The organism is Pedobacter sp. PACM 27299, assembly GCF_001412655.1.
Taxonomy (GTDB): Bacteria; Bacteroidota; Bacteroidia; order Sphingobacteriales; family Sphingobacteriaceae; genus Pedobacter.
This window is the reverse complement of record NZ_CP012996.1, coordinates 3,369,145-3,382,893: the sequence shown is the minus strand read 5'-3', so window position 1 is coordinate 3,382,893 and position 13,749 is coordinate 3,369,145. Positions and strand designations below refer to the sequence as shown.

Here is a 13,749-nt window from a genome sequence, read left to right as displayed (position 1 = left end):
GTTTGGATCGAATAATATCCCGTATAAATGACCGGGTTTCTACCTGATCAAAAGATTTTATGTATTTTTGGAAAAAAAGATTACATGAGCACTATTAATGTTATACCAACGTTCGAAAATTTCACTGATTTTTATAAGCAGGCTGTTGAGCCTTTAAAGCAAGCTAATATTGCCCACATTAGACTAGATGGGAAATTAAAAGGAAAAACCAGGAACGTCTTTGCCTACTTCATGTATAAAGATGAAAAATGGAGAGTAGATGCCGATACTTATATCGATAGATTAAAACTGGCTTATGAAGCCGCACAGCAATCAGAAGAGCCCTTTGTAATCAAAGCCACCAGAAATGATAAAGGGGAATCCTTACACATTAAAGGGCAACCCGTTAGAAATGATAAATTCAACGTTTACCGCGTAGGTTAATTCCACCCGATTACAAGCAAAAAGACAGGCTGTATCATAAACATGATGACAGCCTTTTTTGTGTCTCCATTTTAAGCGGGAAATATAAAATCTTAGGTGGAAATAATTATTTCGCCATCAGCTGTTCTAAAAACAGAAAATCCCATCACCTCATTTGTAAGCCTTTCAGTTCGTCTAAAAATAATCCTGATTTCAGCTGGGAATACAGCGAATACTGAACGGCTTTTCAAGCCTATCTGTTTTGCTATTGTTTTGCTCCTGTTTTGCCTTTTACTTGCTATGGTTTTATCTGAAGCAAAACAACAGCAAAAGCAGATCAATGGAAATTCAATAGAAAAACGATACAAAGCCCGGTTAACTCCTGGTTAACAGGCGAGCTGAAAACTGCTGCTCTGCAATAAAAAAGCGATCGCGTAAAAGATGATTTTTTACACGATCGCTTCTGATTTTGGGTTTAGCAATAAACCCTTCGGATTAACCTTCTTTTTTACATAGGTTTTATTTCCGTTTTTGTTGATATAGTATTTCCCACCTCTTGGACCTGTTAAAATTTCTTCTCCATTTGGTCCTTTAAGGCTTCTGTCTACGGTAGGCTTGTAATCTTTTACCGCAGTGGCCGCTTTAGCCTGTGCTGCTTTAGTAGTCGCTGCTGCCGTTGCCGGAGCTGCTGCAGCGGTCGTTGCTGCTGCTTTATAACGTTTATCGGGAGTACCGTCTTTTTTCAGTCCTGGTGTGCTTGCAGTTACTGTTTTTACCGCAGCATCTTTTTTAGTCACTGCTGCCGCTTTTGTTTCTGCTGCAGTTGTTTTTGCCGCTGCTGAATAACGCTTATCAGGGGTGCCGTCTTTTTTCATTTTAGTTCCAGCAGCTGCTGCTGTTGCCGCATCCGCTTTAGCTGCTTTTTTAGCTGCTGCTGCTTCTTTCTTCGCCGCCGCCGCTGCTGCTTTTGATTCAGCGGCAGTAGAACTTACTTCTTTTTTAGCTTTTTGTTTAGCAGTTGTGGCAGGAACTGCAGTTTGAGCCATACTTAAACTTACACAGAAGCTCAGCATGGTTAATAGTGAAAGTACTTTTTTCATGGTTTCTTTTTTTGATACGAGGTTAATAATTAAGATTGATCTACAGGGAGATACAAACATTAAACCAATTTAAATATTTATACAGACAAGTTCTACGAAAAGCATAGGATATTTTCATTAATTTTCTAAGGACCAGTGTAATAATGCCATTTTTACGCTTTAAATAACGTTTTTAAACCAAGAAAAAACCTATATTGGATTTAGTTTTACTTACATAAAATAAATCACCATGGATCAAAGAATTATCAACCTTTACGATCAATACACACATAGCGGCATCAACAGGAAAGATTTTCTAAAAAAACTAGCACTTTTAACAGGGAGTACGGCCCTTGCACTGAGCGTTCTTCCTCTGCTGGAAAACAACTATGCCGCTGCTGCAATGGTCAACGAGGATAACCTGAGCACAGAAAATATCACTTACAAGGGTGTTAAGGGCGATATGAAGGGCTTTTTAGCGCAACCAAGAGGTAAAAAGAACTTAGGAGCGGTACTGGTGATTCATGAAAACCGCGGCCTTAATCCACACACCATAGCGGTCACTAAAAGAGTCGCTGCTGAAGGTTTTTTAGCACTAGGAGTAGACGCATTGTCTCCTTTTGGGGGCACTCCTGCGGACGAAGATAAAGCCAGAGACCTGATCGGGCAGCTCAACCCGGAAGATAACCTTCAAAATTACCTTTATGGCTTGGATTATTTAAGAAAACACCCGGATGGAAATGGAAAAGTTGGCTGTGTTGGCTTTTGCTGGGGTGGAGGGATGGCCAATAAATTAGCCGTAAACGACCCAACGCTTCAAGCCGCTGTTGCTTATTATGGTACCCAGGCAAAGACTGCTGATGTTCCAATGATCAAAGCAGACCTCATGCTGCATTACGCAGGCTTAGATGAAAGAATCAATGCTGGGATTCCTGAATTTGAAGCGGCACTGAAAGAAAACCACATCCATTATCAATTGTTCATATATGAAGGCGTGAATCATGCTTTTAACAACGATACTTCCCCAACAAGGTATAATGAGGCCGCAGCAAAGCTGGCCTGGGAGAGAACAATAGGACTGTTTAAGAAAGATTTAGGATAAAGGGATCCGGATAACTACAAGGGTGCCATGTTCAGGTTTTCTTGTGATTTCCATTTCCCCATTATACAGCGAAAGTTTGGCCCGGATATTCTCCAGGCCAATACCAGAGGAGCGCATCGCTAAACTGCTGTCAAATCCCTTTCCGTTGTCATCTACAATAATGCGCAGCTGACCCTGCTCTGCAACCAACTCAAGGTAAGCATTGGATGCTCCAGCATGTTTTATGATGTTGTTCAGTAATTCCTGAATGATCCGGTAGAGGTTGTTGAGCAGTGCAAGCGGATAATCTCTGCTGGATTCAAAACCAATGACTACATATTCCAGTGCAGTTTTCTCAGAAATATTGATCTGATAGAGAGTCGGCTGCTGCAGGGTATAAATAGTCATTTTTTGAGCAGAAATCTGGGCATGAGCAGAGAGATAAGCGAGGAAAATGCCTATAATTAAGCAAAAACCAAGGAGCGGAGGCCTGCAAAATTGCATATGATTGAAAAGAAATCAGCTTCAATTTGAGGGCTAAGATTAACTAAAGTATTTAACATTCAAAAATTAAATGCATTTTTTTTGGTTTGGAAAAAATCTTCTTCTACACACATTATGAGTAGGTTGACTTTTCAGAATCTTCATTTCAGTGTCATGAACGCTATAAATCCAGTTATTTTTCTAAAATCAGAAGGCCGTTTAAAACAAAAAATAAGGATTAGCTGTTTGAAAAGTAATTAGATAATTATACTTATAACTGACACTAGCATTGGAATTTAAGCTAAAAATGCTTAACTTTGTGCAAATTTTTAAACATTAATGAAGATATTTATTACAGGCCTTCCGTTAGAAGTAGGGGAAGATGAATTAACAGCCGTTTTTGGTGATTTCGGTCAAGTAAAATCACTTAGAATTATCAAAGATCGCGAAACTGGTCAGAGTCGTGGGTTTGGTTTTGTGGAAATGCCAGTAGAAGAAGAGGCAAAAGAAGCAATCAAACGCATGAACGGTGGCGATTATAATGGTAATAGAATTAAAGTTGCTGAAGCTCAAGAGAAACCAGGTACTGGTGGCGCTGGAGGCGGTGGTGGCTTTAAACGCAATAACCGTACAGAGAAAAGCTATTAATAGCTTTTTTCTTTTTATAGTTTATAAACTCTATTTTTAGAGGTATCCATATTAGGACAGGGAATATAATGCAAATTATATTCCCTGTTTTTTTCCCAAACTAAAATCATCCATTCCCTTCTTAACCAAAATAAACGCTCGGTTTATAATTAGTTGCTCAGTATTGCCTTAACAGTAAAGCTTTTATCGTCTATTTTATTAAATTAGGTATATGAAAGTAGATTATATAGCATTGTCTGTCCCTGCGTTTTTCATTCTGATTGGAATTGAACTCGCCTGGTCGTTTTATAAAAAGCTGGACTATTACCGCCTCAATGATTCCATTTCTAATCTGAGCCAGGGGATAGGGCAGCAGCTCACCGGGATCTTTATGAAAACGGCCCTGTTTTTTGGCTACATGTATATCTATGAGCATTGGCGCATGTTTGATCTGCCGCAAACCATCTGGGTTTGGATTCTTTTATTTATCGGAGTGGATTTCTTTTATTATTGGTTCCACCGGATGAGTCATCAGGTGAATGCATTATGGGCAGCACATATCGTTCATCATCAATCAGAAGAGTATAATTTAACGGTTGCACTGAGACAATCCTGGTTTCAGGGATGGTTTTCCTGGGTATTCTACTTGCCTTTGGCATTCCTGGGTTTTGAACCTTTAATGTTCCTGACACTAAGTGCTTTTAATACGCTGTATCAATTCTGGATTCATACCAGACTCATTAAAAATATGGGGCCATTGGAATATATTCTGAATACGCCATCACACCACCGGGTACATCATGGCTCTAATCCTAAATATATCGATAAGAATCATGCAGGTACCCTGATCATCTGGGATCGGCTGTTTGGGACTTTTCAAAAAGAAGAAGAGGAGGTGTATTATGGGATTACCACTCCACTTGCCAGCTGGAACCCTTTATGGGCAAATGTTCATTATTGGGATGAACTCTGGAATACGGCCAGCAAAAGCCCGAGATGGGTCGATAAGATCAATGTATTTATCAAACCTCCTGGCTGGTTCCCGGCGCATCTGGGAGGCTTTAAAGGCGCACCGGAAATAGACCCTGTTCGCTATCAGAAATACAATCCGCTGTATCAGAAAAGACTGGTGCCTTATGTGCTTTTCCAATTTATAATAGGCCTGATCGCGGCCATACCTATTCTATTTTTATATCATAAATTGCCCGCCATCGCAGTGGGAACCGGCGTCATTTACGTCATCTTAACCTTACTCAGCTGCACCGCCTTGCTCGAAGAAAAGAAATGGCAGGTAAAATTCGAATATGCTCGTCTGGTAATGGGGATTTTGATAGTTTTGCTTCAAGATTTCCCTATCGGATATCAGGTCATCCTTGCTGGTCTGAATATCTGCTCGGCAGTCTGGTTTTTTAACCTTGAAAAAAAGAACAATAATGCTGAAGAAATACCTGAAATTTAACCTCTTATTTGCGCTGATCTTTATTTTACAGCTCATCGCAGAATTCCAACAAATTACCGCATTAAGGTATTTAATTAAACCGTGTATCGTCATTTCCCTAATGGTGATGCTGTATCTGAGTACCAATTTGCAGGGCCGTTTCCACAAACGCCTGTTTACCGGTCTTTTTTTCGCTTTGGCAGGAGATGTTTTACTGATGTTTGCCTGGCAAAGTCCAAACTATTTCATCTATGGTTTAATCGCTTTTTTATTAGGTCATATCTTTTATATCAGCGCATTCTACCTCGACTTCCGCTCTGCACAGGAGCTGGATAAAAAAGGAGCGAGGCTGGCTATTATCTTATGCGCAACTTTTAGTATTGCTTTCTATTTCTATTTAAGACCACATTTAGGCAGCATGAAGCTGCCAGTCATGGTGTATACCTTTGTGATTAGTTTAATGATGATGATGGCCGCTTTCAGAAATCAAAGAGTGAACATCATTAGTTTTAACCTGATCCTTTTCGGAGCCTTGTTTTTCCTGATCTCTGATGCCAGTCTTGCTTACAATAAGTTTGTGAAAGGCTTTGACTTTGCAGGGGTTTTAATTATGGCCACTTATATGATCGCGCAGTACCTGATTACCATGGGTGGTATCGAAAGAAAACTACGCCAGCACGATTAATCTTTTTCTTTGCTGAGGATCGTAAAGGACTGTACCAGTCTTTCCCCAGCTTCGTCAACAAGCGTCAGGGTGTGTTTCCCTGGCGCCGGATTCAATGCCAGCTGGTGAAAATTCTTCGTTGTACCCACATACTCCTCATCAATGTGCCAGTAAATTTTTGCGTTGGTACTGCGGTGAGAAACGTTGAACACCACCTTACCTCTGGTACCATCTAACTCCAGGGGAATGTAAATCTGCGCATTTGGCTTAGGATAAATCATTTCCATCACAAAATTACTTCCCGCATCTCCACATCCAGGCATAAAGGCAGGCAGTAGTTTGTAATCACTGTGTTTCACCTTGTAGTAGTATTCCATGGCAGGAGGAAGGATAAACCAAGGCTGATGCTGCATCATGGCCGTCGACTCACACTCATCTGTAACGCGGTAAGCACCCGTTCTGTCCAGATGGATTAGCTTATGGTAAGGACAAATGCTGGTCTTTTCCGCTGCCGGCGGCACCAATTCTTCTATGACCTCCCTGCAATATTCTCCGGCCTTATAACCACTTTGTTTACAAACCCGCATTTTACGCAGTTGATGTTTAGGCGTGGTAAACCATTTCTCATTGGGAAGTTCCCTGAAAATATCGAATAAAACCGGCGCCGCAATATCTACACCAGTTAAACCAGGTCTGCCTTCACCATCGGCATTACCTACCCAGACGCAAACCACATAACCAGGGGTCAGGCCAACGGCCCAGGCATCTCTGGAACCAACGCTGGTGCCCGTTTTCCAGGCTACTCTTTGCGAAGAAGAAAACTGCTCCCAAAGTCCTTCTTCCCCAGGTCTCATCAGCTCCTCCATGGCATTAAAAGTATTCCAGATCGAAGCATAATCTAATATTCCATTGATTTGAGCATCTTCCTGGGCCAAACGGGGCTTTGCTGCCGTTTGCTTAATATATACTGGTGCGTCGTAGTCTTGTGGGTTATAGCGCCCCTGGTACTCATTAAAATGATTTAAAGTCCTGGCCATGCCCATATAGGTTTTAGCAAGATCCCACATCGTGACCTCACTTCCGCCAAGGATGATAGACAGGCCGTAATGGTCTGCGGGTTTATTCAACGTTTTTATACCGAGCTTTTTCAGCTGGTCATAAAAGCGCTGATACTTGTAGTTTTGCAGCATTTTAACTGCCGGGATATTTAAGGACCGACTCAGGGCCCGATCTGCTGGAATGGCACCATCATAGCCCAAATCATAATTTTGAGGTGAGTAGCCATTGATCTGCGTAGGAATATCAGGAATTAAGGTACGCGGTAAAATAAAGCCGTCGTTCAGCATACTTGCATAAAGTAAAGGTTTCAGCGTACTGCCCGGACTTCTAGGCGCTTTAATCATGTCTACATGGCTTTGCAGTTCTTTATGCTCCGGCTGATAGATATTGCCTACATAACTTTGAACTGTACCTGTCTTTACGTTCAGGACCAGTGCTGCAATATTATGGATGTCGTTGGCCTGATACTTGTTTTGATAGCGTTTGAGCAGGTTGCTGACTTTCAATTGCAGGTTGTAATCCAGCGTGGAAGTGATCCGTGTGACTGGGATTTCCAGCTGGGCTCTTTCTACTTTAAATCGCTGCAAAAGATGGGGTGCATTTTGCGGTAATGCCAATGGTTTTCCAGGAATAGGTTCTAATTTTGAAAGATTGGCGGTCTCCTGATCAATGATTTTTAATGCTGCCAGTTTATCCAGCAGGTCATTTCTCTTTTTGATGAGTTTAACGGAGTTTTTACCTGGATGAACTAAAGAAGGACTATTTGGAAGCACGGCCAGGGTAGCCATTTCTCCCCAGGATAAACTTTCCGGACTTCGGGCAAAATAACGCCAGGCCGCCGCATCCAATCCAACCACATTGCTTCCAAAAGGAGCATTGGCGGCATAAAGTTTTAAAATATCTTCTTTTGAGTTGCTGAATTCCAGTCGGGCAGCCATGACCACTTCCACTATTTTCTGCCATACCGTTCTGCTTTCTCTTCTGGACAAACGGATCACCTGCATCGTTAAGGTGCTGCCACCGCTCAGCACTGCTTTGGCTTTAAAATTCTGCTGCATGGCTCTGGCCATCGCCAGAATATCCACACCGGGATGCTGATAAAACCGCTGGTCTTCAAAAGCGACAATACACTGCTGAAATTTTACAGGAATGGTGTCTGCAACCGGAAATCGCCATTGGCCATCCTTTGCAATAGCCGCACTTAACAACTCGCCATTGGAGGCTTCAACCACATAAGAAGTGGGACTTAAAAATAATTTTGAAGGCAAAAGGAACCAAAACCAGAGCAGCAGAAACAAGCAAAGCAAGTCGCTGATGAATAGTTTTGGTTCGTAAACTAATTTTTTAAACATTTTATTTAATTACCTGCACCCATTTCCCTGCTGCTGTAGAACTTATGTTGTTGTTGTACATCGCTTCACACTGCACTGCAGATAAATAATATCGGCCAATATAAGCCGCATTCAGCAATACTTTGTAAGTCACCGTTTCATTTTCCCTCAGGTTGAAATACGTAAAGACACGGTCGTCCCTGATGTCTCTGTAAATATACGGAGAGGAAGCAATCGCACTTTCCGTATCACTGATTCGGGTATTGATAATTTCCCATCCTGAAGGGAAGATTTGCGTCAATGCCATCTGCTCATAGTAGCCCATTTTTCCAGGATTCTTCACCGTTACTTCCGCATAAAAATCTGTGCTTTGTTTCAGGACAGCTGGATCTATGGGTTTGCCATTTAACAATTTGTAGCTGATGTTCATTTCCAATGCTTCCGGATTGTTTGGCAGGAAGGTGTTCTGATCAGCTGCAGGCTGACCTTGTAAGATCAGACGTGCAAACAATACCCGGTTTCCTGTATTCGTGACCGATACTGTAGGGTTTTTAAAAGTCAAAGGAATAGCGTTGAGGAAGTCTTTCGAATCCTTGCTTCCTTTTCTTCCATCAATCAGGTAGCTATATTTAAGGTTATTGGAACTGGTATTGGCACCACAGAATTTGGCAATTGCCAATAAGCTATAGGCCGTAGTTTGTGTGCTATACCATTCATTAGTCCCCAGTTTAGCAGCTACTGGCTGCAATAACTTCGCTGCTTCAGCTTTGCGGCCTAATAAAGTCAGCGTTTCCAAAATCATAGCTTCATCTCTTAAATCAGAACCATAAGTTCCGCCGAGCTGCTGATAAGGCTGTACTTCAATCGCCAGGCCTTTAATCAAACCATTTGCTGCTACGGCTTGTCCGGCGAGCTGATAACCTGCTGCCAAACGCCATTTTGCCGCTACCGACAAGTATTGGAATGCCTTCAGTCTATTCATTGCCGCCATTTCAGGCTTTTTAGCTAGCGCAAGGACATATAACCGGTAAGCTTGAGTAAGATCAGATCCGTAGAAATTGCTGCTGTTAGGCGCCCAATTTGAAGCTTTACCTTTCAGGTAACGCAAAAGCTCCTCTAATAAACCGACCGGCAGACTATAACCTGCATTTTGTGATTCAATCAGGAAGTGCGCGCCATAAATACTGCCCCATTCATCAGCGCTGGTTGCACCTGGCCAGTAACCAAGGCCACCATCACCAGTCTGGAAGGCACGTAATTTATTGATCCCAACTTTAATATTTCTTTCTGTCGTGGTCTTTTGCTGCTCGCTCAGTGGCGTTAATTTATTCAAAAACAGCTGTGGGAACACTCCAGATGTAGTTTGCTCTACACAACCATGTGGGTATTGCATTAAATAACCCAATCTTTTTTTAAGGTCAATCGGAGGGATAGCCGACAATTCCAGACTTCCGGAATTACTTCCTGCCATGCCAATCGGCGCATAATTCATTCCCCAGTTTTTTCCAGGTTCTATCATTGCCGAAACTACATTACTCACATAAGGGTTAGGATTACGAATATCCAGCTCCACATCGTAAGCAATTTTCTCATTGCCACTTTGAGCGATCAGTTTAACTTTCGCAATTCCAGTCATTTCAGGAGCCTTAATTTCAAAATAAGCCATTTGTTCACCCGGCTGTTTAAATGCCAGTTGCTGGGTTTTGCTACCGATAACATCCAGATTACTGGCTTGCAATTGTAAGGTTACGTTTTTCAGGTTTGGCTCTGTCGCGAATACGGTAGCAGGCAGGGTAAAGCTTTCCCCCGGGCCAATCACCCTTGGAAGCGTGGCCAATAACATCAATGGCTTTTTCACCAACACGCTTTTTTCAGCAGCACCATAAGCACCATCCTGACCAGCAACTACCATTGCCCTCACGGCACCAATGTATTGCGGCAGTTTGAACTTATGGGTATTACTGCCACCTTTAGAAAGGCTGAAAGGGCCCATATATTTGACCACTGGCACAAAGCGATTCGCTTTAGCAGGGTTTAGGTTTTTGTTGATGCTGCCATCACCACCGATGCTGAGGATCCTTTCAAGATTTCCGCCCCAGGCACCCAGGACATAATCAAACAGATCCCATGTTTTTACACCCAGACCTTCTCTGGCATAGAAAACAGGATGGGGGTCAGGAGTTTTAAATCGTGTTAAGTCAAGTAAACCTTCATCAACAATGGCAACGGTATAAGTCATTGCTTTTCCATTCTGCTCAGAAACAGTGATGGTGCTTTCCGTTTCAGGTTTCAGCTTATCCGCCATTTTGATCTGCGGTTTCAGTATGGTTTCAGGGTCTTCAATCAGCAAAGGAATAACGCCATACATACGAATAGGCAAATCATTTACGGTTTGTGCATGGGGCTGTAAAAGCGTGATATTGGCAAACACATTTGGTGTCATGCCTTTTTCTGCTTTGAATTTAAACTGCGTTTGTCCGGCTTTTGTATCCGTCCAAAAGGTTTTTATAACTCTACTGCCGTTTTCAATAGAGATCAGGGCTTTGCCATCCTGACCGGAAGGAATCGTCAGGACGATTTCTTCTCCCACTTTAAATTTGGTTTTATTGGCGGTAAAGGATAGCATAGCTGCTTCGGTAGGGTTATTACCTTGTTCGCGCTGTGCCCATCCTGGCCAGTCAATATAAACTGATTTTCCAGTCACGTGACCACTTTTACGATCTCTAACCAATAGCAGGTAACGACCCCATTCCGGTTCATCAATGCGTAAGATCCATTTGCCTTTACCATTATTCAAGGCTACCGTTTCTTTAATCACCAGCTTATTGTAGGAGTTTTGAGTGAAATTCGCATAAGCGTCTTCCTGTTCGCGTTCCCACCACCAGCGCCATTGCACTTTATATAGCTCCACATCTACGTCCTTGCTGCCTGCCAGTAATTTTCCATCTCTGTTTACATTGATAATGTCAATCTGATGGTCTTTACCTGTGAGCAGCATCCCAGTTAATTTGTCGCCAGCAGGAGTTTTTATCCCATAATAATCCGAATACACATGGTAGGGAATGCTAAAATTGTCAATACTGAAATTACCGCCAGCTTCGAATACTTTAATCGAGAAATTGGCTTTCAGCATCCCAGGTGCTGTATTATTCTCATTCAGATTGGTATTTACAGTAGCCGTTCCATTTTCATTTAATGTTCCTTCAAAAATGGTTTTCAACTGCGATTCGAAAACCACTGTAGGGTTGTCGAAGCTATAATCTTCATATCCTTTAAACGTCGTCTTCATCGTATTCAGACTGACATCTACTTTTGCTTTTAAATGCTTGCCTGGTGCACCAAACAACCAGTTTGCGGATAATACCGCTGTAGATGGTCCGCCAGAACCTAAGTAAGGGCGATTACCATAATTGAAACTGATTTTAAGCCTGTTTGGCATCACCGTCTCAATTTTAATCGTTTTGGAGAATACAGCGCCGCCGGCTTTTACTTTTGCCAGCCAGTTGCCCGTAGGGGCAGTACTCTCTGTAGCTGTTCTAAAAGCGTAGAAACCATTTAAAGGTTTACCATTTACCGCTCTTTTAACCAGCTGTCCTTTAGGATTGTATAATTCGAAAGTAACCGGATAAGCACCAGGTAGTCTTTTAAGCTTGTCTTCCAGAATGAAAGATAAAAACAAAGAATCTCCTGGACGCCAAACACCGCGTTCTCCATAAATAAAGCCTTTTAAGCCATGTTGTACCTGATCACCAGCGACGTCAAATCTGCTCAGTGGCAATGCATTTTCATCATTAACCTTCAGGTATCCACGTTCGTCGCCCATTTTGGCCACCAATAAAAATGGCTTTCTTTTGTTGTCAATGGTCACCATACCATCGCCATCGGTTTTAACCGTTTCAATAACCTGTCGCTGGTAATCCTGTAATTCTATCGATACACCACTTAGGGGCTTGGCGGTTAATAAATCTGTGGCGATGATCAGCATACTGCCATCATTACCGCCTTTGGCAATTAAACCAATGTTGGAGGCAATCAAATTTCGACTGGCAAATCTATCAGTTCTGTAATAGGATGGGGTACAAGGGTTGTCTCTATCTTCCCAGCTATAGCCACTAGGATAATAATTATCATACCTCAGCCAGAAATCATCGAATTCATCCAGCTTCTCCCTGCTGTAATTTTCAAATTCATCCTCACTGGAATCACCTTCTTTTGAAGACCCTTCTGCACATTTGAAAAGATTATAAGCGCTTCTAAAGCCAATGGTCACACGGTACATGGCACCAGGTTCAGTACGAATGATCTTGTCTAGGTCTAAAGTAAAGCGGTTTTTCTTATGTAGGTTGAGTGATTTATCCTCATCCAAACGAATCGTTTTCTGAACAATCGGTTTACCTACACGTCGCAGTTCCTGATTGCCATCAAATCCATTGGTCTGGAAAAACTGAGGGATATTGTTCTCATAAATCTTGATGATAGTCACATCCACCGCTTTCAAATTCACCGCATCAAAAGGCAATACCAATTTCCCTGAATTGGGAAGGATCGTTCCTTTTCCGGAAATCTCTACCGATGGAAGTTTGTTCTCAAAGATAATATTGGCTGCTTTTGCCGCAGTTAGTGTTTTGTTATTGATATTCTCTACGCCTTCATTTACGGTAAACTGGTAATTACCTTCCAGTTTATCAGGGCTATATACCTTCACCTGACTGGCATCAATGGTAAACCGCAGGTTTGACAATTGCGACAAGCTGATCAGTCCATTGAGATCCTGACCTACATTAACCGGTTCAGAAAATTGCACCAATGCAAAATCTTCCATATCCTGCACAGCTTTCATGTTCATGATCTTAAATATTCCTTTAGCAGGAACGACCAATTCTTCCTGTCCTCTTCTTCCTGCTTTAATTGGATCGCCATCCCAGGCTAAATTCAACGGAGTTTCGGATTTCCCCTTAGGAATACTGTCTATGGTAAAGCTGGAAGTGTTTTTTGCTGGTGTGTGCTGCCATTTTACTTTTAAAGCGCTTGGGAAATCAACCTTTAAACATTGTTCAATCAATTTAGGATCTTCCTGATCGGCGGTGTTGATTTCTCCTTTGAGCTTCATGTAATCCAGCGAAGTGTTGTTCTGAGAAACCAGACCTTCCTGCGTTAAATCCAGCCCCGGATTGATGACCTTAAAGTCGAAATCAAAATCTCCCAAACCTTTCTCTGTTTCTGTCACTTCATCGAGGTGGAAAGTCACATCATACGTTTCGCCGGACTTCAACGCTTCATCCGGGCGAAATTCTAAGGTTTGCGCATCAATCCAATAAGTTTTTCCCTTAATGGAAGGGGAGCTGCTAAATAGGTCCCTTTGATCAGCTACACCAATATCGCCCATGGTTTTCACCTGACTGGCCAATCTGATTCTAATATTGCTTTTTTTGGATACGGTACCAGAGGTATAAGCTTCTATGTATTTAGCATAGGCCTGATTGTCTTTAGTGGGCTTCTTTTTTAGGAGGAAGAAGGTAGTAAGGCCGATAAGGACGAGCAAAGCTCCGCCAATAAAAAATCCTTTTTGCGTAATTTTCATGAAA

Annotated in this window: 10 protein-coding genes; 6 read left to right on the top strand and 4 right to left on the bottom strand. The window is 42.1% G+C overall.

All coding sequences use genetic code 11. The features are described from left to right. The first annotated feature begins 84 nt into the window (after window positions 1-84). Both AQ505_RS14255 and AQ505_RS14250 read left to right on the top strand, forming a co-directional pair. On the top strand, window positions 85-423 hold the full coding sequence (locus AQ505_RS14255) for a hypothetical protein (protein ID WP_157262371.1): 339 nt from the start codon (window positions 85-87) through the stop codon (window positions 421-423). A 96-nt stretch (window positions 424-519) separates the two neighbouring features. Next, entirely contained in the window at window positions 520-792 is a 273-nt protein-coding gene (locus tag AQ505_RS14250; protein WP_062548798.1) for a hypothetical protein, read from the top strand. A gap of 59 nt (window positions 793-851) precedes the next feature. Here the strand turns inward: AQ505_RS14250 and AQ505_RS14245 are convergent, their stop codons facing one another. Continuing rightward, window positions 852-1,502, bottom strand: coding sequence for a hypothetical protein (locus tag AQ505_RS14245; protein ID WP_082461823.1), 651 nt, complete (start codon window positions 1,500-1,502; stop codon window positions 852-854). Window positions 1,503-1,731: 229 nt separating this feature from the next. Between AQ505_RS14245 and AQ505_RS14240 the strand changes: the two genes are divergently transcribed. Beyond that, window positions 1,732-2,583, top strand: coding sequence for a dienelactone hydrolase family protein (locus AQ505_RS14240; RefSeq protein WP_062548796.1), 852 nt, complete (start codon window positions 1,732-1,734; stop codon window positions 2,581-2,583). Here AQ505_RS14240 and AQ505_RS14235 read toward each other — a convergent pair. Further along, the gene (locus tag AQ505_RS14235) at window positions 2,575-2,970 is read right to left on the bottom strand and encodes a sensor histidine kinase (RefSeq protein WP_197286186.1); all 396 of its coding nucleotides are present in this window, start codon (window positions 2,968-2,970) and stop codon (window positions 2,575-2,577) included. The two genes, AQ505_RS14240 and AQ505_RS14235, sit on opposite strands and share 9 nt — an antisense overlap. Window positions 2,971-3,384: 414 nt before the next feature. Here AQ505_RS14235 and AQ505_RS14230 point away from each other — a divergent pair, with 414 nt between their 5' ends. The 3 genes from AQ505_RS14230 to AQ505_RS14220 all read left to right on the top strand — a co-directional run bounded on the left by AQ505_RS14230 (window position 3,385) and on the right by AQ505_RS14220 (window position 5,795). Then, window positions 3,385-3,693, top strand: coding sequence for an RNA recognition motif domain-containing protein (locus AQ505_RS14230; RefSeq protein WP_062548794.1), 309 nt, complete (start codon window positions 3,385-3,387; stop codon window positions 3,691-3,693). A 211-nt stretch (window positions 3,694-3,904) separates the two neighbouring features. Continuing rightward, complete coding sequence (locus tag AQ505_RS14225; protein ID WP_062548793.1) at window positions 3,905-5,131, top strand: sterol desaturase family protein; 1,227 nt, start codon at window positions 3,905-3,907, stop codon at window positions 5,129-5,131. After that, window positions 5,106-5,795 (top strand): lysoplasmalogenase, encoded by a 690-nt coding sequence (locus AQ505_RS14220; RefSeq protein ID WP_062548792.1) that lies wholly within the window; start codon window positions 5,106-5,108, stop codon window positions 5,793-5,795. Before AQ505_RS14225 ends, AQ505_RS14220 begins: the two co-directional genes overlap by 26 nt. Here the strand turns inward: AQ505_RS14220 and pbpC are convergent. Together pbpC and AQ505_RS14210 are read right to left on the bottom strand one after the other, a co-directional pair. After that, entirely contained in the window at window positions 5,792-8,185 is a 2,394-nt protein-coding gene (pbpC, locus tag AQ505_RS14215; protein ID WP_062548791.1) for a penicillin-binding protein 1C, read from the bottom strand. The genes AQ505_RS14220 and pbpC overlap by 4 nt on opposite strands. A 1-nt stretch (window position 8,186) precedes the next feature. Then, window positions 8,187-13,745 (bottom strand): alpha-2-macroglobulin family protein, encoded by a 5,559-nt coding sequence (locus AQ505_RS14210; protein WP_062548790.1) that lies wholly within the window; start codon window positions 13,743-13,745, stop codon window positions 8,187-8,189. Window positions 13,746-13,749 lie beyond the last annotated feature (4 nt).